Origin of the sequence: Aquibacillus koreensis (assembly GCF_025154055.1) — a bacterium.
Classification (GTDB): Bacteria; Bacillota; Bacilli; order Bacillales; family Amphibacillaceae; genus Aquibacillus_C; species Aquibacillus_C koreensis.
Map to the genome: position 1 here is coordinate 1 of NZ_JAOALK010000006.1, position 22429 is coordinate 22429.

At 35.1% G+C, this 22429-nt stretch carries 28 protein-coding genes; 18 read left to right on the top strand and 10 right to left on the bottom strand.

The genetic code is table 11. From position 1 onward, the window contains the following. Positions 1-251: 251 nt before the first annotated feature. From NYQ66_RS00895 to NYQ66_RS00905, 3 genes are all read left to right on the top strand, one after another. Positions 252-1115: a metallophosphoesterase gene (locus NYQ66_RS00895; protein WP_259865855.1), complete on the top strand. Its 864-nt coding sequence runs from the start codon at positions 252-254 to the stop codon at positions 1113-1115. A gap of 74 nt (positions 1116-1189) precedes the next feature. Next, a complete protein-coding gene (locus NYQ66_RS00900; RefSeq protein WP_311201992.1) occupies positions 1190-1765 on the top strand; it encodes an SCO family protein in 576 nt (191 codons plus the stop codon). Positions 1766-1853: 88 nt separating this feature from the next. Next, on the top strand, positions 1854-2333 hold the full coding sequence (locus NYQ66_RS00905; protein WP_259865859.1) for a YkyB family protein: 480 nt from the start codon (positions 1854-1856) through the stop codon (positions 2331-2333). Between the two features lie 37 nt (positions 2334-2370). Here the strand turns inward: NYQ66_RS00905 and NYQ66_RS00910 are convergent, their stop codons facing one another. Next, positions 2371-2769: a hypothetical protein gene (locus NYQ66_RS00910; RefSeq protein WP_259865861.1), complete on the bottom strand. Its 399-nt coding sequence runs from the start codon at positions 2767-2769 to the stop codon at positions 2371-2373. A gap of 197 nt (positions 2770-2966) precedes the next feature. On the opposite strand from NYQ66_RS00910, the gene ric reads away from it, so the two are divergent. Further along, the gene (ric, locus tag NYQ66_RS00915; RefSeq protein ID WP_259865863.1) at positions 2967-3665 is read left to right on the top strand and encodes an iron-sulfur cluster repair di-iron protein; all 699 of its coding nucleotides are present in this window, start codon (positions 2967-2969) and stop codon (positions 3663-3665) included. Between the two features lie 31 nt (positions 3666-3696). Here the strand turns inward: ric and NYQ66_RS00920 are convergent, their stop codons facing one another. Beyond that, entirely contained in the window at positions 3697-4575 is an 879-nt protein-coding gene (locus NYQ66_RS00920) for a patatin-like phospholipase family protein (RefSeq protein WP_259865865.1), read from the bottom strand. 188 nt (positions 4576-4763) lie between these two features. After that, entirely contained in the window at positions 4764-4916 is a 153-nt protein-coding gene (locus NYQ66_RS00925; RefSeq protein ID WP_259865867.1) for an FbpB family small basic protein, read from the bottom strand. Positions 4917-5023: 107 nt separating this feature from the next. On the opposite strand from NYQ66_RS00925, the gene NYQ66_RS00930 reads away from it, so the two are divergent. After that, positions 5024-6175: an aminotransferase A gene (locus tag NYQ66_RS00930; RefSeq protein WP_259865869.1), complete on the top strand. Its 1152-nt coding sequence runs from the start codon at positions 5024-5026 to the stop codon at positions 6173-6175. A 94-nt stretch (positions 6176-6269) separates the two neighbouring features. Here the strand turns inward: NYQ66_RS00930 and NYQ66_RS00935 are convergent, their stop codons facing one another. After that, a complete protein-coding gene (locus tag NYQ66_RS00935) occupies positions 6270-6437 on the bottom strand; it encodes an aspartyl-phosphate phosphatase Spo0E family protein (protein WP_259865871.1) in 168 nt (55 codons plus the stop codon). A gap of 619 nt (positions 6438-7056) precedes the next feature. Here NYQ66_RS00935 and lepB point away from each other — a divergent pair. From lepB to NYQ66_RS00955, 4 genes are all read left to right on the top strand, one after another. Further along, positions 7057-7581 (top strand): signal peptidase I, encoded by a 525-nt coding sequence (gene lepB / locus NYQ66_RS00940; RefSeq protein WP_259865873.1) that lies wholly within the window; start codon positions 7057-7059, stop codon positions 7579-7581. A 412-nt stretch (positions 7582-7993) separates the two neighbouring features. Further along, positions 7994-9064, top strand: a complete 1071-nt coding sequence (locus NYQ66_RS00945; RefSeq protein ID WP_259865875.1) for a zinc ribbon domain-containing protein — start codon at positions 7994-7996, stop codon at positions 9062-9064. A gap of 17 nt (positions 9065-9081) precedes the next feature. Beyond that, on the top strand, positions 9082-10227 hold the full coding sequence (locus tag NYQ66_RS00950) for a S1C family serine protease (RefSeq protein WP_259865877.1): 1146 nt from the start codon (positions 9082-9084) through the stop codon (positions 10225-10227). A gap of 117 nt (positions 10228-10344) precedes the next feature. Beyond that, positions 10345-10494, top strand: a complete 150-nt coding sequence (locus tag NYQ66_RS00955; protein ID WP_259865879.1) for a YjcZ family sporulation protein — start codon at positions 10345-10347, stop codon at positions 10492-10494. Positions 10495-10550: 56 nt separating this feature from the next. On the opposite strand, the gene NYQ66_RS00960 is transcribed toward NYQ66_RS00955, so the two are convergent. Further along, positions 10551-10958, bottom strand: a complete 408-nt coding sequence (locus NYQ66_RS00960; RefSeq protein ID WP_259865881.1) for a YwpF-like family protein — start codon at positions 10956-10958, stop codon at positions 10551-10553. A gap of 341 nt (positions 10959-11299) precedes the next feature. Between NYQ66_RS00960 and NYQ66_RS00965 the strand changes: the two genes are divergently transcribed. Then, the gene (locus tag NYQ66_RS00965) at positions 11300-12037 is read left to right on the top strand and encodes a hypothetical protein (RefSeq protein ID WP_259865884.1); all 738 of its coding nucleotides are present in this window, start codon (positions 11300-11302) and stop codon (positions 12035-12037) included. A 25-nt stretch (positions 12038-12062) separates the two neighbouring features. Then, the gene (gene nfsA, locus NYQ66_RS00970) at positions 12063-12809 is read left to right on the top strand and encodes an oxygen-insensitive NADPH nitroreductase (protein WP_259865885.1); all 747 of its coding nucleotides are present in this window, start codon (positions 12063-12065) and stop codon (positions 12807-12809) included. Positions 12810-12853: 44 nt separating this feature from the next. On the opposite strand, the gene NYQ66_RS00975 is transcribed toward nfsA, so the two are convergent. Beyond that, a complete protein-coding gene (locus tag NYQ66_RS00975; RefSeq protein WP_259865888.1) occupies positions 12854-13297 on the bottom strand; it encodes a hypothetical protein in 444 nt (147 codons plus the stop codon). Positions 13298-13481: 184 nt separating this feature from the next. On the opposite strand from NYQ66_RS00975, the gene NYQ66_RS00980 reads away from it, so the two are divergent. From NYQ66_RS00980 to NYQ66_RS21410, 7 genes are all read left to right on the top strand, one after another. Beyond that, positions 13482-13685: a DUF1657 domain-containing protein gene (locus NYQ66_RS00980; RefSeq protein WP_259865890.1), complete on the top strand. Its 204-nt coding sequence runs from the start codon at positions 13482-13484 to the stop codon at positions 13683-13685. 66 nt (positions 13686-13751) lie between these two features. Beyond that, positions 13752-14219 carry a hypothetical protein gene (locus NYQ66_RS00985; protein ID WP_259865892.1) on the top strand — a complete coding sequence of 156 codons (468 nt, stop codon included), beginning with the start codon at positions 13752-13754 and terminating at the stop codon, positions 14217-14219. 18 nt (positions 14220-14237) lie between these two features. Further along, positions 14238-14717 carry a stage V sporulation protein AC gene (spoVAC, locus tag NYQ66_RS00990; RefSeq protein ID WP_259865894.1) on the top strand — a complete coding sequence of 160 codons (480 nt, stop codon included), beginning with the start codon at positions 14238-14240 and terminating at the stop codon, positions 14715-14717. Continuing rightward, positions 14718-15728 (top strand): stage V sporulation protein AD, encoded by a 1011-nt coding sequence (gene spoVAD / locus NYQ66_RS00995; protein ID WP_259865896.1) that lies wholly within the window; start codon positions 14718-14720, stop codon positions 15726-15728. A gap of 2 nt (positions 15729-15730) precedes the next feature. Then, complete coding sequence (gene spoVAE / locus NYQ66_RS01000) at positions 15731-16081, top strand: stage V sporulation protein AE (protein WP_259865898.1); 351 nt, start codon at positions 15731-15733, stop codon at positions 16079-16081. A 236-nt stretch (positions 16082-16317) separates the two neighbouring features. Continuing rightward, positions 16318-16551: a DUF421 domain-containing protein gene (locus NYQ66_RS21405; protein WP_311201993.1), complete on the top strand. Its 234-nt coding sequence runs from the start codon at positions 16318-16320 to the stop codon at positions 16549-16551. A 92-nt stretch (positions 16552-16643) separates the two neighbouring features. Next, positions 16644-16793 (top strand): DUF1657 domain-containing protein, encoded by a 150-nt coding sequence (locus NYQ66_RS21410; RefSeq protein ID WP_311201994.1) that lies wholly within the window; start codon positions 16644-16646, stop codon positions 16791-16793. Here the strand turns inward: NYQ66_RS21410 and NYQ66_RS01010 are convergent. The 4 genes from NYQ66_RS01010 to NYQ66_RS01025 all read right to left on the bottom strand — a co-directional run bounded on the left by NYQ66_RS01010 (position 16782) and on the right by NYQ66_RS01025 (position 22160). Next, on the bottom strand, positions 16782-17768 hold the full coding sequence (locus NYQ66_RS01010; protein WP_259865900.1) for a zinc-binding dehydrogenase: 987 nt from the start codon (positions 17766-17768) through the stop codon (positions 16782-16784). The two genes, NYQ66_RS21410 and NYQ66_RS01010, sit on opposite strands and share 12 nt — an antisense overlap. Before the next feature lie 146 nt (positions 17769-17914). After that, positions 17915-19351, bottom strand: coding sequence for a hypothetical protein (locus tag NYQ66_RS01015; protein ID WP_259865902.1), 1437 nt, complete (start codon positions 19349-19351; stop codon positions 17915-17917). A 145-nt stretch (positions 19352-19496) separates the two neighbouring features. Next, on the bottom strand, positions 19497-19919 hold the full coding sequence (locus NYQ66_RS01020) for a universal stress protein (protein ID WP_259865904.1): 423 nt from the start codon (positions 19917-19919) through the stop codon (positions 19497-19499). 447 nt (positions 19920-20366) lie between these two features. Next, on the bottom strand, positions 20367-22160 hold the full coding sequence (locus NYQ66_RS01025) for a M3 family oligoendopeptidase (protein ID WP_259865906.1): 1794 nt from the start codon (positions 22158-22160) through the stop codon (positions 20367-20369). Between the last annotated feature and the right edge of the window lie 269 nt (positions 22161-22429).

Consider the following 22429-nt stretch of genomic DNA (forward strand, 5'->3'; position numbering starts at 1 on the left):
AGGAACAGTCTGAAGATCCCGCAGTGAGCGCTCTTTGCGAGCGAGGAAGCTGAAGCGTTCCCCACGGAAAGCGAGTGTTTTTCCGCAGCGGCGATCTAGCTCTCATCCCCAAAAGACCGTAAGGAAGTTGTTGCGCAGTATATGAAAATTGCGACGAATACAATCCAATTATTTTTATTGAACATCTTCTCTCCTTTTGCCTGGTCATGCTATAATTCTATTTAAGTAGTTTAGTGGAAAGGTATGGGTGCATGAATCGACGAACATTTTTAAAGAGACTCTTAACTAGCTCCGTTGTTTTATTAGGTTCGGGCGGCGGCACTTATTATTACGCGAGAGAAATTGAACCCAGTATGCTTACAATACTTAAAAAAACACTAACTTCGGTTAAAATCCCCCAAACATTTAACGGATTCAAAATCGTTCAATTTAGCGATACACACATAGGATTTCATTACACAATTGACCAATTTAACTCTATGATTGATTCATTAAATAAATTGAAACCCGACTGTGTAGTGTTTACTGGTGATTTAGTAGATATGCCTCACAAATATGGTTGGGGAGACCCAATTGTTCAATCATTACAAAAGATTCAAGCGCCACATGGAAAGTTCTGGGTTTATGGTAACCATGATCATGGTGGCTACGGAACAGATATAATCAAAGATGTTATGGAACAAGGAGGTTTTACATTACTACAAAATGAACATACAATCATCTCTAAAAAGAACGAAAGCATTACATTAGCAGGATTAGATGATGCCATTTTAGGTAAACCTGATATAGAGGTAACTTTACAAGACGTGGCCCCGGATAGCTATACAGTGCTATTAGTCCATGAACCTGACTATGCGGATCGCGTAATACAATTCCCTGTAGATGTACAGTTATCAGGACATAGTCATGGTGGTCAAATACAAATTCCATTTTACGGATACGTGTACACACCTTATTATGCCGAGAAATATGTGGAAGGCAAATACACATTTAATAATCACCAACTTCAGTTATTTGTTAGTAGAGGAATAGGTACTACTAGATTGCCCTATCGCTTCTTCTGTAAGCCGGAGATAACCGTTTTCACATTACAATCTACTAAGGGAAATAGTTAAATATGTTTTTTCCATAGTTTTTTGTATATTATAATGCTAAAATAGTTTTCAGTATGTAATTAGATTTATGTGAGGTGGGCATCTTGAAAAAAATAATAGTAATTCTCTCTATTACCATATTTCTATTATCCGCTTGTGGAAATAAATACGAAGGCGATATTTCAATTCCTGTCGAGCCATTCACTTTTACAAATCAAAATGGTGAGAGCTTCGATAGTAGTGAACTAGAAGGTAAATTTTGGGTTGCAGATATGATTTTCACAAATTGTGAAACAGTATGTCCCCCAATGACTTCCAATTTGGTCAGGCTTCAAAACAAATTAGATAATGAGGGACTAGATGTTGAAATTGTGTCTTTTACTGTTGATCCCGAAAATGATACACCTGAACTTTTAAAACAATATGTTGAAGACCGTGGCGGACACTTTGATAATTGGAATTTACTTACTGGCTATGAATTTGACGAGATTAAGGAATTTGCGGTTAAGTCTTTTAAAGCTATTGTGGAGAAAGATCCTGAATCTGATCAATTCATACATGTAACAAGATTCTATCTTGTTTCACCGGAAGGCAATGCGATCATGCGTTATGATGGAACACAAGCAGCAGAAATGGACGACATAGTTGCTGATATTAAAAAAATGAATTAATTTGACAACAACTTCAAAGGAATCGATATTAGTAAAGATATACATCCCATTCTTTACTAATATCATTCATGCGAAAGGAGGACTGCACATGACTAATGAAGAACATAATCAGGTAAATGAGCTTGCAAAGGCATTATTTATTGTTAATCGACATGCCAAAACAGCTCCAAACCCACGTCAATTATACGCACTAAAGAAACAGACCATTTCAAAACTACTTAACCAAAAAAAAGCAACAAAAGTTGGGCTTCACTTTTCAGATCACCCCAAGTTAAGCCACCAGCATTCCACGCTTTTAATAAAAGTAAGTGATTACTATTTTCATATTCCTCCTTCAAAAGAAGATTTCAAAACATTGAAACACTTAGGAAACCTAGATGAAAATTACCGTAATCCCAAACCTAAAATGTCATTAACTTATGCAAAAAAAATCTTAAGTAACTTTCTAGGAATAAAATATCCTGAAGCAAATAAGAATATGGGTCAAAAGCGTAACTATTCTTCGTACTTCACTCCTTCATCTTTAGGACAGCTAAATCACACGCCACGCCGCAACAATAAATATTAAACTAAAAAAAGCAGGTCAATACGACTTGCTTTTTTCCTTAAATAGAATTAGACTTCTGTTTCCTTATATAGGTAAGGATGCTCTGACACACTTGAATAATAAACAAAACAGCGCCAAAGAAAGTAATCCCTAACACGACATTTCCTAGTTTAGAAATGTCAATAGACCCCAAATAATGAGCGTGTTGTAGAATAGTATAAAGTCCAATAATTATTAGAAAAAATAATCCTCCAAATATGTACGTTAGTAAACTACTCCACTTTAGTAATACCAATAAATTAAGGATAGGATATAACAAGTAATAACATACAACTACACCCAATAATCCAACAATAAAGAATAAATGATTCTCTGTTATACCAAAAGGAACTAGTTGTGAGACTTTTACTAAACCTAGTACACCTTCATTTGGCTCATTTCCTGTACCAATATACATTTAGCACTCCTCCCTTCTTACACTTTCCGCTATTTAAAACTTCTATTACTTAGAGGTTTACCTAAATCCAAATCTATTATACTTATAGCAATACAAATTTTTAGCATGAGAAGAATCACATGTAAACTGTGATATAGCTCACCATATAGGCTGGTAGAATTAGATATGATTTAGGTACATTTTAAGGAGGTTTTTATATGTTAACATTTACTTATGATCACTCACCAGCGGAGGTTGTGAAACTATTCCCGAGAGCAAGTGATCTCTTTAAATCACATAAAATTGACTTTTGTTGTGGAGGAGATACACCATTAAGGGACGTTTTCATTAAAAGAGAAAGTCTTGATGGAGATGAAATTCTAAGGATTATAAATGATGCTTATAAACAATGGAAAGAGAACGGAAACGCCGTAGTAGATTGGGACTCTATTTCAAACACACAATTAATAGATCATATTATGGAACACCACCACTATCTAGATGAAGAATTGCCAGCATTAGGTCAGTTCGTAACAAAGATTTTTAGGGTACACGGGAACCAACATCCGCATTTAAAAGAACTATATAGTGTGTATAACGAACTAAAGGCAGAACTAGAATCACATATTATCGAAGAAGAAAATGAATTGTTTCCTTTAATTAAGGAATATGAAATTGCTCAAACACCAACTACTTTTGCTAAGATACAGGAGCTTAACAAGGACATGGAAAAAGAGCATGTAGCAGCAGGAGAACTCCTTTCACAAATAAATAATCTAACCAATGGGTTTGAGCCACCAATAGATGCATGTAACTCTTATCGTATTACGTATGCAAGATTAAAAGAGTTAGAGTCCAATACTTTTCAGCATATACATCTTGAAAATAATATTCTGTTTAAGAAATTCGTATCCTAACGAACCTTTAAAAGAACAGATCCCCTACCCATTACAATTGGGCATGAGGGATTTGTTTTTGTACATTCAAGAAAGCAAAAAGCTTGTCTCCTAATTGTTCAGCATCTTGGTAACCTTGATGATATAGAGCGGCTAATTTTTCTTTATTCCGCTCAATCCTACTCACCTCTAGTGGTTGATTTGGTCTGATAATAAATACTTCGTTTCGTCGTTCCATCTCTGTTAACGTTTCTATTGTATTATTATAGATCATGCTTCTATTTTCTACAGATCGAACAAGACCGGGGTAGTCTTTATACATTCGCTTCATTAACCATCCAAACTTAAATGGTTTTTTCAGATACCCCTCATTTCGGGTCAACACAACAACATGTTTGGTATTTCCTTCCCTTATCGAAGGTAAGATAGGAATTGGATCTGCTATACCTCCATCCATTAAATTTCTCCCATTATAAGTTACCAATGGAGCAAACATAGGGATAGAACTGGAAGCGCGAACTACTGTCATTAAGTCTTGTTTCGTCGCAAAACGATCATAATATACAGCTTCACCAGAATTCGCATCAGTAGCACTGACAACAAACTTACTGTTTTTTACCATGAATTCCTTATAATCAAATGGCACTAATTTGTTAGGAAGTGTATCAAAAAGAAAGTCCATTCCAAACAATTCTTTTTTTCGTAAAGCCCTTGTATAGGAAATGTATTCTGGATGGTCACCGTATTCAACGAGGACTTTATAGTTTCTACCTCTCTGTTTTGCCATATAGGAGCTTCCATTACACGCCCCTGCAGATGAACCAACGACATAAGGGAAAAATAAATCTTGATCATGAAAAAAATCTAGGACACCAGCTGTGTAGGCCCCCCTCATTCCCCCACCTTCTAAAATTAAACCTGTTTGTTCCAACTAAAAACCTTCTTTCAATATAAGTGTTCTCTCTATTATACAAGATTAAGTCCCTTTCATTCATTTCATACACATTGACTTTTTATTAATAAGGTCATATAAATATGATTTGTAAAAAATCCTCACTAAGTAGTGTAAGGATTTTAGTAATTTTATTTTATTTTGTTCCGTTTAGGAATATGGTATGCTCAATATATCTTTTTTTCATTTATTTTGTTATTCGTATTCATTTGCCTTGCTTCAACTTGTTGCTCAATTTGCTTCATTGCGTGTTTATCATTTATTAATTCTTGTTTATTTTTTTCAACGAGCTGTTCGAAAGTGATTTTACGTTGTCTCATAACGGTACACTCCTTATTTTTTATCAATGTAATTATAACCTACATATGAATTCAAATAAATCAAAATTGCGTGAACTTTTTGTTAACTGTCGAAATGGAGGATATTTATGAATCATTTGATTAATTCTAATGTAAGAAACTTAGAAATTTCAGGTATTAGAAAGTTTTTCAATCTCGTAGCAAATAAAGAGGATGTGTTATCCCTTACGATTGGTCAACCCGACTTTCATACACCTGACCATGTAAAAGAAGCTGCAAAGCGTTCTATAGACCAAAACCTTACTACATACACGCATAATGCAGGAATACCAACTCTTAGATACGCAATTGCAGATTTTTGCAATCAAAAATACAATATAAAATATGACCCAGATAATGAAATAATCGTTACTGTTGGAGCTTCGCAAGCAATCGATATAACTTTACGTACAATAATTCAAACCGGTGATGAAGTAATCTTACCTGGCCCAGTCTATCCAGGATACGAACCGTTGATTAGACTTGCTGGAGGGATTCCTATTTATGTAGACACACGTGAAAATGGATTCAAGCTAACCAGTGATCTTATTCGTAAGCATATGACAAAACGAACAAAATGTGTAATATTACCATACCCATCTAACCCGACTGGAATAACGCTAACAAGAGAGGAATTACAAGCAATTGCTACGGAACTACAAGAAGAAGATGTATTTATTCTTGCTGACGAAATTTATAGTGAGTTAGTGTACGAACAAGAACACGTTTCCATTGGAACATTTTCTGAAATAAGGGAGAAAACGATTATTATCAATGGCGTATCTAAATCTCATTCGATGACTGGTTGGAGGATTGGCTTTTTATTGGCACCAGAGTGGTTGACAAAACACATTTTGAAAGTGCACCAATACAACGTTTCTTGTGCCTCATCTATAAGTCAATACGCCGCCTTAGAGGCGCTTACCAATGGACTACATGACTCGAATATAATGAAAGAAAACTATTTAGAACGACGAGATTATGTTTATCAAAGGTTAAAAAGATTAGATATTGAAGTGATAAAACCAGATGGAGCTTTTTATTTCTTCATTAAATTGCCCAACACAAAAACATCATTCGAATTAGCCGTCGAACTAGTCAACAATGCGAAATTAGCACTAGTTCCAGGAGATGCATTTTCTTCCTTTGGACAAGGTTATCTACGTCTTTCTTATGCATATAGTTTAGAAACATTACAAAAAGGTATGGACAGGCTTGAACAATACCTTGAGGGAAAATAAATATAGGCTTTACTTATCTTTATTATTAACTCTTTTTATTACGAAAAGAGGATGGACATAAAATCGTCCATCCTCTTTTTTCGTATGTATTTTTTCATTTCTTTTTGAATTTATGTTCATCATATAAATTTAGTAATCTGTCTAACTCTTGACTTAAAAAAATGGATTCGTCACTAGTAAAGCCTTTCTTTAAAGCAACCTCAGTCATTCGTTTCCGCAATAGTTCAATTTTTTCAAGTAGATTATTTGGTTTATGTACCATATACCGGGTTACCCCCTAAAAGTGTGACTTATTATATGTCGGATCACCATTAAATTTTTATATAACGAGCGGTAAAAATTGTTTCATTTTTAGGCAAAAATACCCACGTTGTTTTTTCTTGAATACGAATGATTTATATTATCCCAAACAAAAGAAAACAAGTAAAGACAATCGCAAAATTAGACAACATACGCGAAAAAAGCTATGATTACAAAAGAAAAATCGACATAATTCGACTTAGATAAATGCAACAATTTCCCCTTTTGTTTCTATATAATAGCATTAATCTGTTTATGTGTAAAATATTGGAACAAATATAGTTCCCCTTTTGTTTCCTAATTGGTTTAGAGAGAGATGTAATATGGACTAGTGTGGAGAATCACAACCAAATCATTTACAATACAAATGATTAAAGCTACAATTGGACAAATATACACTCTTTTTTACGTATCATTAGACATATGTAATGCAGAAAGATAAAGTATTATAGAAGAAAAAGCTTTCAATAAAATTGACTTTACTTATATGTATAAAATGATAGAAAAGACATTATGACTATAGTTAAAAAGTTAGTCTAATGTATCAATAATGTAGAATATCGTTTGAAAGGAGTTTGTCATTGAGATTACCAATAAGAATAAAGCGAACAAAGTTATTGCTCTTTTCGATTGCTATTATATTTGGTCTTGTTTTATGCTTACACACATTCTTCTTCCCCACTTCTCAAGTTCAAGGTGAAAGTATGGCTCCAACGATTAAGGATGGTGAACGAGTGATATTCAATAAATTAGCTTATATTATAGATGAGCCAAAACGGGGAGATATTGTGATGATCGATCGTCCCATAAAGAAATATGTAAAAAGAATTATTGGTGTACCAGGTGATCGTGTTCAAATAAAAGAACAAAAGCTTTATATAAACGGAGAAATTTACCAACAGTTATTTATACAAAAGAATAAAAGAGAAGAAACAACCGATTATGGTCCTATTGTAGTTCCGCAAGATAGTTACTTTGTTATGGGCGATAATCGCATGGTCAGTAAGGATAGTAGAACCGGCTTAGGTTTTATCAAGATGGATGAAATTGTTGGGCGATCAGAGTATATCATACATCCTTTTACTTCTTTATCACGTACGCAGTAAAAAAAAAGAAGACAGTGTACACTGTCTTCTCATCCTCTATCGAACACACAAAAGCCAATATAAACGACTAAAATCAACATACATACAAGACCGAATATCGTTTCCATTAATAAACCTCCAATAAAGTATAACCTTTTTTTATGATTACGTTAATTGCTGTATACATGTTATGTAGTACACTCTTTATTATTTTAACAAAAACACTCAGATAAATACACATGATTTACTCGATCATTTCATTTTAATATATGGTAGACTATAATAATATAATGTTTATAACCGTAAAATCTGCTTAACTATGAAAGTTGGTGACATATTGCATTACTGTCCTTATTGCGGAGGAAAAACCAAAGAAGATGAATTTTTTTGCACACAATGTGGCAAAAAACTTCCTGACGATATACATGTTCGAATGCATAAGAATATTCAAAGAAATTACCGTCTCTGGTATGTACCAATAGTAATGATTTTCATTGGTTTAATTACAATTGGATTATATTATTTACACTTAGAAGATCAAGAAAAGTTGGCAAAAAAAGCATTTACACAAGGCGAACAGTTAGCACTTGATGGAAACTACCATGAAGCAATGACAAGTTTCGAAGAAGCGAATAAACTAAAATCGAACTTTCCGAGCGCATCTCTGTCAAAAGATTTTATGGAAATCGCTTTAAAAGTTCAGTCCAAACTAATTCTAGCAAAAAATTATAAAGAAAAAAGACAATTCCAAGAAGCTTTCACACTAATAAATGAAGCAGAAAACAACATAAAGAATTATAACGGTGACGTTGTATCTCATCTTGTAAATGATATTGTCGCAGAAAGAACGGATACAAAAATTAATCAATTAAGAGAAAAAACAGAAAACAACCCTTCTATAGATCAATTAAAATTACTCCTTTGGGAAGCAGAAGCTATTAAACATGAAGTAGCACAAGAAATTGCTGCAAATATTCGAGAGAAAATTGTCGCTCATGCGTTTTCAAACGCTAATGAACAATTAAAAGAAAAACAGTTCTCTAATGCAAGAGAAATAGTCGATGAAGGGATAAAGTACGCACCTGATTCAGAAAAATTACTAAGCTTAAAAACAACCATTGAAAAAGAAAAAACAGCATTTGAGACTGCGCTAGAACAAAGAATAGAACAAGCAATGAGTGCAGCCGAGCAGGAACGTGAAATCAATAAGAATGATGCTGTTGAACTTGAGGACGTAAATGTTGAAGAAGATGAAGAGAACAATATAGTGGTATCTGGAAAAATTCAAAGTGTAGCCACTGTTCCAATTAACTCGATCTCCGTAGAGTATATGTTATTAAACAGTGATGATGAAGTAATTACATCAAATGAAGTTTACGTTTATCCAGACACGTTGTATCCCGACGAGGAAGGAAAGTTTGAGTTTACTCATTTTGATGAAGATATAAAGAAAAATGAACAATTAAAAGTAAAAATCGAGAAGATTAAATGGTTTCTTGATTAATAACTTGGAGTGAGACAATGATACAGAAACATATAATTCTTCCTATCCTATTTAGTTTAGTAATTATAGCTCTTAGTATTGGAGCTATGATATTTATTCAGAGCCAGTGGAAACAAGAATCCATTTCAGTTAAGAATACACTAGTTACGCAAGTAACAGAAGCCGAGGGGAATAAAGATTTAAAATCTATAATTCATGAGGCTCAAAAAAACGTTGTACAAATTGAAGCATCCACAGAAACAAGTAATAAGATCGGATCGGGATTTTTATATAATAATAAAGGTGACATCATAACAAACGCACACGTAGTAAAAGATGCTACATACATCACAATTAAAATGGCCAATGCTCAAACATATCCAGCAGCGATTGTAGGAGTTGGTGACAAAACAGATATCGCAGTGATTCGTGTACCGCAATTGGCAAATCAATCCCCTGCTATAGTCGATGATGCATATGACGCAGAAATTGGTGATGAAATAATTGCAGTAGGTAGTCCACTTGGATTTCAAAATTCTGTCACGCTTGGGATAGTTTCTGGCACAAATCGAACATTTTCAATAGACGGATTTGATTATGAAAATGTTTACCAAATATCAGCTAATATTACAAATGGGAATAGCGGCGGTCCGCTTATCAGTAGAAATACTGGGAAAGTAATTGCAATTAACTCCGCTGGTGCTGAAGAGGGAGGGATAGGATTTAGTATTCCAATCCATAAAGTTTTAGATCAAGTTAATAAGTGGTCAAATCAAGCTAAAGATCAAGATTTAGTATATTCAGATTCTATGTCTATCGACCACCCCAATCCAACGCAATTAGAAGATGATGCTAAATACATTATCAATTACTTTTTTGATAGTTTAGCGATACGTGATTATATTAACGCCTACGCTTTATTAGGAAGTGAATGGCAAACGAAGACAAATTATCAGTCTTTCCGTAGTGGTTATATTCATATAGTTGATACGAAAATTTCCAATATGGACAGTAATTATTTAGAGAACGAAAATCAAGTGAAAGTAACGCTTGTTGCAGAAAACACAATAAGAAATGCAAACCAGCAAACAAATAAAGAAGTTCGGGAGCACACTTTCTATATCGGTTACGAAAATGATCAATTAAAAATAATTAATGGTGATAAGACATTAGCACAACAATAAGGCTAATGTCTTTTTCATATAGATTAGAAAGTTATCGAAAAACTGGGTGAATGTCTATACACATTTTACTCATCTCCCATATAGTAATAGTGTAATCTTTCAGGAGGTGAGTATGTAATGTCACACTATGGATACGGCTACCCTTATGGTGGATATGGTTATGGAAATCAATGTGGAGGATATGTTGGTGGATCCGGTAATTCCTTTGCACTAATTGTCGTACTATTTATCTTACTCATAATCGTTGGTGCTGCTTTTTATTCTTAAATCAAAATAAATATATGACCAAGAAAGTCGGGCATTGCTGCCCGACTTTCTTATGATTATACACTATCTTTGAATTTATCAAGTAACTCACTACCTTCATATCCTTTATCAATTAAAGTTGCTAACCTTTTTTCAAACACCCCTTTCTTTTGGTCAGCCAGAGTTCCTAATAACAGAATACTAATATGATCATCGATTTCATTAATCGTTAAAATAGTTACAACAAAAGTTGCAGGTCGATTACTATCTTTTGTTATTTTGACTTGTACCATAAAAGGTTTATTCTTTTGTAGCTGGTTAAAGAAATCAAGTTGTGAACGTTTAAGCAAGGCTTCAATCACCCATTGATTTATTTCATCTTCACGATCAATGATTAATCCATCTAATAGTGGTATGGGGTGACTTAGCTTGTTTTCTCCAGATTCTTCGAATACTTCTAGCGCAATCAATTTGAATGTCTTCATATTCCTACCTCCCTCGTATATTAATACTGAAAGCATGAAAAGCAAGCACGATAAACTATGTTATTAGTTAAATTCAGACTAACATGAAGATTTACTACATTTTTAAGACTGATCTTACATATTTACTGTAGCAGTCTTTATTAATGAAAAAAAGCTTAAATATAATGAAAATAAATTTTTACATAGTATTTTTCCATATAACAATGATTATTAACAATGAATGGGAGGTTATTTTGAATTGGTACCGAATCTAGTATAATATAAATATATGCTAAAAGTATGATAGTTCTATATACCACTAACATATATAGGACTCTAAAAAATAACAGGGGTTGTTTTCTATGAAGAACGTTCTTTGGGTAATTATAATATTATTATTTGTACTTACTGCTTGTTCAAAAGGATCCCCAACAATTACAAAAGTAGAATCAGATGAGCAAACTACTACACAAAAGATCGCATTAATTGAAAACGAATTAGAAGATGACGAGGACGAGGAAAACAAAGAACTATTATTAGAATTTCAAATCCCTAATGAAAAAGTAACCATTAACTTAGAACATATTGGGATATTAAAAAGTTACCTTGTTGGAGTAGAAAATCCAAAACAAGAAATTCGAAAGATGCGTCTTCGACCATTGAATATTCCTAATCATGAGACGTTATATCTATTACAATTTTCTTGCTTTGAAAATTCGTGCTCATATCTCCTACTTGATCAAACAGAAGACGGACGATCATACTTATTAGCAGACCTTGCAACTTTTGAAAAAGTCCTTCCTTCTCCCGATTACAGTAAACTATTGTTTGTTTTTAACAAAAAGGTAGCTGATACATCCGTAGTAAAACATAAAGTGGTCACGATTGATTTAGAAGAATTTGTTCCCATTCACCCGACACAACATAAAGAAATTTCATCTAATTACCAATGGCATATAGCGTCCATTGATTGGAACGATTCCTCAACACTGTCTGTCTCACTTCCAAATATCGATTCTCCTGACTCATCAGAATTAATAAAATGGATGGAATCAGAACGAGATACTAAAGATATTAGTATTTCATTTGAAAATAATTAAAGCCATATAGGTAAAGGAGTATTGGATGAATAGTACAATTGAAACTATATTACAACACAGATCTATTCGTAAATTTAAAGCAGAAAAATTGGGCGATGAGCAAATAAATACAATAGTAGATGCCGCCAGTCGTGCTTCCACATCTAGTTATATGATGGCCTTCTCCATCATTGGTGTGAAAGATCAGAGGAAGAAAAAAATATTAGCTGAGATTTCGAATCAACCTTATGTGCAAGAAAATGGTCATCTTTTGTTATTTTGTGCAGATCTATACCGAAATAGTATTCATGCAGATGACAAGCAATATGAATCGATGTTACCAAATTTGGAGAATACAGAGCATTTTCTAGTTGCATCGATTGACGCTGCTTTAGCTGCACAAAATGCTGCGATTGCGGCTGAATCTCTAGGATTAGGCATTTGTTATATAGGAAGTATTAGAAATAATATACAACTAGTTAACGATACGTTTGATTTACCTCAACACGTTATCCCTTTATTTGGTCTAGCAATTGGTGTGCCAAATCACTCGCCTGAAACAAAGCCACGTCTTCCAAAAGAAGCATTTTATTTTGAAGACAACTATGTAGATAAATCAAAATTAGGAACAGAACTGGAAGAATTTGATCAGACTATTAAGCAGTATTATGAAAATCGTTCATCGAATAAAAGGATAGACTCTTGGACCAAGCAAATGGTTCGTGTACTCTCTAATGAAAAAAGAACAGATGTTGGCCCATTTATACAGTCAAAGCAATATAATAGAAGATAATAGAAGCTCTTACTTTTGTAAGAGCTTTTTTAATACAGGATAAACTATTCAAATACAACTTCTTCCTCAGAAGTAATGTTGATCGGTTCTCCATCTATAAAGAATTGGGTGTGCATATGCAATGTATATTTCCCTTTGGAGGGTGATTCGTAGACTTTAGGTTCTTGTGGGCGATAAATGTCTCCAGCGTTTAGGTTTTTGGTTACGAAACTTCCCGTAAAATCGTTGTTGTTTTTGCTAATATCGACAGAAGTTAATGGAGTTCTGTGCTCGATTGTGACTGGTTCTTCCCCTCTATATTCCAATGATCTAAGAATTTTAATACCTTCATCAATATTCTCTACTCTAATATGTACAATAAATTCTTCAAACTCTTCTTTTATTTTAATCGGCTCTACTAATTTTGCGTTTGTGCTTTCGACCATCCAATAAAACCCAATGGTTCCAAGCAAGATTATACCGATAGTTATCCCTATTACTTTTTTCAATCCACAATCCCCCCTTTTAATTCCCTTTATATAGTAAGACGTTTTGAATACAAAATAAGTTTCAATTTTTTATAAAAATTGGAAACTAAATACCACTTCTTTAATTCTTGGCAATTTTTTTACAGAATAAAGAAGATAAAATCATCTCATCCTAAACTGCAAAGAGAACGAAGGAGGAACTCAAATGACTGTAGCGAGCCAAGCGAAGCAAACATTAGCTGGTTTAAAAAGTGCGCAAGCTAGCTTGGAAACAATTGCATTACAAACAAAAAATCAACAAGCAAAACAAATGTACCAAGATGCTGCTCAACAAACACAAACGATTTTAAACAACTTGTCACCAAGAGTGAATGAGATTGAAGCAGAAGAACCACAATATAAACAGTAATAAATTGAAAAGGTTGATTTTTCCAATCTTTTCTTATAAAACAAATCATAATGTAGGTGATATTAATTGGCTTCCAAAAAATTATTTTTTATTATGTTAGGTTTAATAATTATACTTACGGCTTGTCAATCTAATGAGAATGATACTCGCATTACTAGGAAAGATAATGATGAAAACATTACAAAAATCAGTAATAATTCTCCAATTAGTCAGGCTATAGCGAACACTGCAAAAGAAATGCTTCAAGCAAAGGAAGAAATCATAGGTGTTCGCGGAGTAAACACGGATAAAGATTTATTATTGGCAATTAAGGTCACTCAAATGGAACAATTTAATGAGCAGGACCTGGAAAATGAAATGAAAAAAAGTTTAGAAAAAGAGTATCCTAATGTAAAAATCGACGTTTCATCGGATCAGAAGATTTTTATAGAACTAGATGAGTTAGAGAAAAAAATTCAAGAAAATAACGTATCTAAAGACAAACTTAAAAAGGATTTTAAGAAAATACAAAAATTAATGAAAGATACTGCTTGATTGAAAGAGGTGGTTTGTATGTCGAACAACAAGAAGAAAAACCTCACACCTACCCAGCAACAATACCAAGCCTTTGCAAAAAAGAGGGAAGTAAAACGGCCCGTTGTTAAGAACTGCATAAAAGCTTTTTTTGTAGGTGGGTCCATTTGTGCATTTGGACAAGCAATCTCCACTTTTTATATGCATTTCTTTAACTTCACAGAACAGACAGTCGGTAACCCCACTGTCGCCACGATTATTTTCATAACGATGCTATTAACTGGATTTGGTGTTTACGATCATTTCGCCCAATTTGCAGGTGCAGGGACTGCTGTTCCCGTTTCGGGTTTTGGTAATGCTGTTATTTCTGCTGCAATTGAGCACCGAACAGAGGGGTTCGTCTTAGGTGTTGGAGGTAATATGTTTAAACTAGCTGGATCTGTCATTTTATTTGGCGTCTTTTCAGCATTTATTATTTCATTAGTAAAAACAATCCTAATACAATGGGGAGGTTTTTAGGTGTTAGCAGGACATCGTACATGGTTATTTAATCACCAACCTGTCATTATCTCTACAGGAACCGTTGGTGGACCATTTGAAGCAAACGGGAATATCCCAAGTGATTTTGATTTATTACATGACGACTTGTGGATGAAACAGGATTCATTTGAAAAAGCACATAAATTACTGATGGATGAAGCTTGTCAAAAAGCTATTGAGAAGGCAGGAATACAGAAAGATCAAGTACAATTTTTCTTAGGTGGAGACTTAATAAACCAAATCACTCCAACTAGTTTTGCTGCTAAAACGCTCGGTGCTCCCTACTTAGGACTTTTTGGAGCGTGTTCAACCTCTATGGAGGGCTTAGCCTTAAGTGCATTTTTAATAAATGGAAATGGAGCAGATTATGTACTAACAGGTGCATCAAGCCACAATGCAGCCGTAGAAAAGCAATTTAGATATCCTACTGAATATGGAGGACAAAAACCACCAACTGCACAATGGACCGTTACAGGAGGTGGAGCAGCTCTACTTAGCAACAAAGGGGATGGTCCCAAAGTTACCTCTGCCACCATTGGAAAAGTAATAGATATGGGTATGAGTGACCCTTTTAATATGGGTGCTGCAATGGCTCCTGCTGCAGTAGACACAATCGAAGCACACTTAAAAGAACGGGGTGTCGATTCCTCCTATTATGATCTAATCATTACTGGAGACTTAGCTCATATTGGTCGTGAAATTGCTCTAGATCTTTTAAAAAAGAATGGAACACACATTAACGAAGAGCAGTTCGTCGATTGTGGATTAACAATCTACAAAGAAGATCAACCCGTATTAGCTGGGGCTAGTGGTGCAGGTTGTTCTGCTGTAGTTACGTATGGTCACTTTTTAAACAGGATGAAAAAAGGAGAGTTAAACCGAATTCTCGTCGTCGCTACAGGAGCACTTCTCTCCCCCCTTACTTCGCAACAAAATCAAAGCATCCCATGTATTGCGCATGCTGTTTCGATTGAAAATGGAGGTGTTTAAATATGGTTTTCCTGTGGGCTTTTATCGTAGGAGGTATTATCTGTGTCATTGGTCAGATCATGTTTGATGTCTTTAAATTAACACCAGGACATACGTTAAGTACTTTAGTAGTAATTGGCGCAATATTGGCAGGTTTTGGATTATACGAAAAACTTATAGACTTCGCAGGTGCAGGTGCAACCGTTCCAATCACAAGCTTTGGAAACTCCTTAGTTCAAGGGGCGATGCAGGAGTCTAAAAAACATGGTCTAATTGGAGTCATTACCGGCATGTTCGAGATTACAAGTTCAGGGATTTCATCAGCTATTATTTTCGGTATGATCGGTGCACTGTTGTTTAAACCAAAAGGGTAAGGGGGCTTGAACATTCTTGACTGTCGGATCTCAAGTAAAGCAATGCCTGGCTATCGTGAAAAATATGGAAGCATCATTATCTCGTATAGCTATGCAATCTAAAAATAATCGCAGCAAGACTTCCATGAAACAATGGAAATCATGCACGATATTCAAAAAGAACTATACAAACGGGTCGGAGAGTTGGAACGGGAAGAAGAACAATACAAAGGATTTTAAGTCTAAAGAGTATCCATATGCCAGAATGGTTATCTATTGTCATTCGATCTATAAGTTTTATTGTCGTTATCCTCCTTGTAGCTAAAGTTAATGGAAAGAAACAATTATCCAAACTAAGTGTCTTTGAATACTTAGCGGGTTTAGTAATTGCATTTATTACTGCAGGAGTATCAGTTGGACTAATTCCACTTACTAATGGCCTTGTTGGCCTTAGTATTTGGTTCATCATTCCATTCTTAATTTCTCTATAGACAAACCAGGGGTTTCCATAGAAAATGCGTATATTGCTCAAGTAGACGGTTACGGATAATTAACGGTTGATCTTTTTAACGATCAATTGCAAGTGGCCTCCCAGCAGGAGAGACCACTATTATTCGCTACTTTAAAGAAGTGTCAGGCAGACTTGGAACTTTTCGCATTGTCCACAGAAAATGAACTAGCAAAACAAAAGTACACAAAGAATAATCTTCTAACACCTCACTTAAATGGGTGAGATTTGTATCGCAATTTTTCCAAATTGTTTACTCTCTTGTAAATAATCAAATGCCTTTTTGGCTTCAGTTAATTGGAAGACTGCATCTACTACAGGTTTTATTTGATGCTTGTCAACAAATTCAAGCATCTCTCTTAATTCCTGCCTACTCCCCATGGTTGAACCAAGCAATTGGTACTGACCATAGAAGAATTGCCTTAGGTTCAAGGTGACTTCATCCTCTGTAGAAGAACCAAACGTTACGAGCTTCCCTCCTTTTTTTAAAACAGCAAGTGACCGGTTGAAAGTAGCACTTCCCACGCTATCTATGACTACATCAATCATTTCATTGCGAAGTTGTTCATGCCAGTTTTCGTTTGTATCAATGGCCAGAACAGCCCCAAGCGAAACTGCTTTATCTCTTTTTTCTTCACTTCTAGAGGATACAATAACTCTTGCTCCAACAGCCTTAGCAAACTGTAGAATAAAAGTAGCAACACCACTACCTGCACCAGGAATAAAAACAGTGTCCCCTTTTTTCACTTGTGCTTTCGTAAAAAGAGCACGATAACCAGTTAATGCAGACAATGCAAGTACCCCTGCTTGTTCCCATGTTAGATGACTGGGTTTCTTTTCTATGTAATCCGCTTCGATTACCATCTTCTCTGCAAACGTACCATGATCTGGCATCCCCACAATCTGAAAACCTTCAGGAGGAGCATCACTATTTTCTTTCCATCCTAATCCTGGGTTAATGATTACCTCATCTCCAATAGCGTAATTAGTTACTGCGTCTCCCACTTCCTCAATGATTCCTGCACCATCTGATCCTAATATTAGTGGTGTTCGATCGTCTCCACGTCTTTGTGGTATTTTTAAATCCCTGTGGTTTAATCCTGACACCTTCATACGAATTAATACTTGTCCACTTTTCACAACAGGATCCTCTATGGCTGTATAGTTAATTGCGTTTCCTTCATGAACAAATGCCCTCATACCATTATTTCATCCTTTCATGTTCCTTCTAATTATGACCATATTAACACATTAACCTAACCATGCTCACATAGTAAGATTTATTTATTAACAATAAACACTGAGTCCAAGAAGAATGACTCAGTGTTTATGTGATGTGAGAAATTTTAAAAGATAATTAAGGCTAACAAGGTGGATATCACGAGTCCAATGATTACAGGAAAGAAATTTTTACGAACAAGTTCCATTACAGGGACACCACAAAAGCCTGCGACTGCAACAAGAGAAGACCATGCAATAATAGTTCCTCCCCCAGTCCAAATTGAGCCCATTTGACCAATTGCCGCTAGAGTGGATGGTTCTACAGTTCCATTTGATAGTGCGCCTGATAAAGCTCCAGTTAGCGGTAAACCAGAAAAACCAGAACCGTCCAATCCAGTAATAATTCCTATAATTAATATACTAATTGCAACTAGCACAGCATTTTCCGGAAGGAATTGCTGAGAAGATTGCACTAAATCAAAGAGCAATCCTGGCGCTTCACGATCTTCCCCAATAGCTAAAATACTACTCGAAAAGTCAGAACTACCTAAGAAGAAAAATCCTGCAATTGGAATAACCGGCCCCATTGCTTTAAAAGCAAATACAAATCCATCAATAATATGCTCACTGATATAATCTAGTGAACGATGTTTACCAAAAGCCACCGTAGATAGTAAGAGAAGGATAACAGCGACTCCACCAATAAAAGCAGCACCGTCTCCACCTTCATATCCTCCCATTTCCATTCTACCAGCAGTTAACTTCGTTGAAACCATGTAAATCATAACAATCAACATAGAAACGGGAACCAACACAGCAAATACTTTACTCCATAGAGGTAAATTATTACTTTCTGTTTTTTTCTTATTTTCTTCATCTAATCCTTGCATAATAGCTAATTCTCGCTCAATTTCAGGGCTGTCTTTTCCACGAATATTTTTACGGTTAAATAAATAAGCAAGTGAAATTGCAATTCCACCTGTAATTAAGGATAGAATTAACGCTTGGTCTACTAATGTAGACGTATCCACTCCAGCTGCTTTTGCCGATAATCCTGGTGCTACTTGAATGATATAGTCGGAAGATAAAGCCATTCCTTGACCTGCAAGCGCAACCGCCATAGCAGCGACCATTGCTGGTAGCCCAGCTCTAATTGCTGCTGGTACTAATAATGCGCAAATTAAAGGAACTGCAGGTGTAGGCCAAAAGAACAGAGAGATTACATACGTGACAACAATTAATACCCAAAAGGCAACGTGACCATTTACCATCATTTTTTGAATTGGTTGAATCATACGTTTATCTGCACCGAGATCTTTCAATGAGTGAAGTAAAGCTACCATAAATGTAATAATCAAAAAGATATTAAATAATTCTTTTGCAGCTACAAGGTTCGCATTGAATATCGCAGTAAAACCATCTACAATACTACCTTGATAAACCCAAGCAACAATAAATGTGCCTAGTAAAGTAGGGAGTACAACACCTCTACGGAAGATCATCGTTATGATAATCGCTAGAGTAAAAAAACCATATAACCAATGAGAAAGGCTTAACTCCACGTTTCATCCCCTCCATATTCAATCAGTCAAATTATTTAACTGTGCTATAGTCTATGCACATGTGGATTATGGGTGACGTTACTGAAAGTAAGCCATAAAAAAAATCACTTCATCGAATAGATAAAGCGATTAATTACAATAATAACTAACTTACAACTGTGACTGGACAAGGCGAACCGCATATCACACTATGACACGTGCTACCAAGTAACCTTCCCTTTACTTTTTTCATCGTTTTCGTTCCCATAATAATACCAATTGCCTGTATCTCTCTTGCTTCTGCACAGATCTCGCGAGCGGTAATGCCAAGCCTCCACTTTGCTTGTACCTGAACTTCTTCTCTAATATGGTTTTTCCCTTTTTCTAAAATCTTCATGGCTTCTTCTTCTTTATGTTTCAACAAATTACTTTTTCCAATTTTCTTATTTGCATAATATGTGCTTATCTTTGGTTGGACATGTAACAGTACTATGGTAAAATTGGATGCACCTGCTAATTTTACCGAGTAATCAATTGCCTTTAGGGATTGCTGTGATTCATCGATCGCAACCAATAATATTTCACTCACTTACATCACCTCTAGTATTATTCTATTCAAGGAATCGTGAAATGCACCCATAAATGAAATAGTTCTGCTGAGGTAGACTAATATATGTAATCTTATGCAAGGAGGTATCTAAGTGCCCGCTATATGTTCACACCCCTACTATACGGTCCAGCGTGAAATTGTTAATAATGAACAAGTTATATCGAAAAACACACTTTTTTTGGAGTTACATCCAGACACTATTCATTCGAATAAACATAAATTCAATTTAGCCGATGTTCATGACCTTTCTTTTAAATTACTATCTGTGGATGAATATTTACTTTATTTACATACAAATCAAGGTGTCTTTACTTTTCATTCACCATTGTCCCCTCTTCCTTTGAAACGGGCATTCCAAAGATTAAAGAACGATATATAATTTTAGGCTACAATAGAAAAAGACTTTCCGTAGAAAGTCTTTTTCTATTATTTTTCGGTTAAACGAAGAAATTCTTCTACATCTGCTATACATAATTGGATCCCTTTCTCCCAGAAATCTAATTGATCCAACCTGACATTCAAATGTTTTTCTGCTAATTGCTCCACCGTCATCCTTCCAGTATCTTTTAACAATGCATTATAGGAGGATTCAAAATCTTCTTTAGACTCTATTGCTTCCGCGTATATTCCTAAACTAAACAAGTATCCAAACGTGTATGGGAAATTATAAAATGGTACATCCGTAATATGAAAATGAAGTTTAGAAGCCCAGAAAGTTGGATCATATGTCTCTAACTCATTACAATAAGCTTCTTTTTGTGCCTCTTCCATTAATTCATTCAACCTTTGTGCCGATACGACACCTTGTTTTCGCTCCTCATAGAATCTCTTTTCAAATAAAAACCGCGCATGTATGTTCATAAAGAAAGCAACACTACGTTGAATTTTATCTTCTAATAAAGCAACCTTCTCTTCATCGTTTGACGCATTTCTAACCGCAGCATCAGCTATAATCATTTCAGCAAATGTCGATGCCGTTTCTGCAACATTCATAGCATAATTCTGGTTAAGAGCTCCAAGCTCATCCATAACGTGTTGATGGTATCCATGCCCAAGTTCATGTGCTAGTGTAGCGACGCTTGATGAGCTACCAGCATACGTCATAAAAATCCTAGTCTGTTTACTATCAGGAAAACTCGTACAGAATCCACCAGGTCGTTTTCCTGGACGGTCTTCTGCCTCAATCCAACGTTGATCAAAAGCTTTATGTGCAAATGAAGCCATCTTTGTGCTAAACAAACTAAATTGTTCCACAATCATCCTAGCAGCTTCATCGTAAGAAATCTTTTTAGTTGATGTTGAAATAGGAGCTTCTAAATCGTACCAACTAAGTTTGTCAACACCGATAAGTTCTGCTTTTCTTTTTAAGTAGGATACAAATGGTGCTTTGTTGTTTGTTATCGCTTCCCACATCGCATGTAGCGTTCTTTCACTCATCCGATTATAACGAAGTGGCTCGCTTAACACATGATCCCACCCCCGATGTTTATAGGTTTGTAAACGAAAACCAGCCAAATGATTTAACGTTTCACTAAATAAATCACTATCTTGTGACCATACCTTTTCTAACGCTTCAAATGCATTCTTTCGCTTTGCTCTAATCGGATCACTCAATTCATTTGCTGCTTGGCCTACAGATAAAACCTTACGTTCCTCTTGATCTTGAATTTCCACGTTCAATCTTCCAACAATGGTGTCATACATTTCACCCCATGCATGGTATCCATCAATAGACAGATCATTCAACAACACTTCTTGTTCAGATGGTAGTTTGTCCTTCGCTAATATTCTTCGTTCATTTAATACAAAAGAATATTCTTCAAACATTGGTTGTTCTAAAAGTTCACGCCAAGTATTTTCAGGGATAAGGACAAGTTTTTGATCTAATAAGGTAAGACCTGTTGTAAATCTTGCATTTAGTTCATTTCTTTTCCCAATCAATAGTCGGGCATGTTTGTCATGAACATCTTGGGCTAGTAAACAACTAATGAAAGCTGACATTTCACTCACTTGTTTCATCGATTGCCCTAATAATTCAACTACATTTTCTAAGCCTGTTACATCACTAGTATGCTTAGGGATATCCAACTCTTTTATGGAATCCACTAATTTATTTAGACTTTCACCAACTACTTGTATGTAAGTATTAAATGATTTGGACTCACTACCACCTGAGAAGATCGAGTCTAAATCCCATGTTTGACTATAATTTTTTTGCATCATTGTATTCTCCTCTTTGTTTTTATGTTTACTATTTACATCATACTAGAGTTTTATATCCTCTGACAGAATTATGAATTATCTGGCTTATCTAATTTGTCTGCCACTTCATAATATTGCTGAATATTCAAATGTCAGAATTGATACAAAATCGACGTAACTAGAAATGATAAAATTGCTCTACCGTTCCGGAAATACACTTCGCTTTCCGTGGGGCGAGCGCCGAGCCGCTTCGTCGCTTTGCTCCTGCAGGGTCTCGCCTGTCTCGC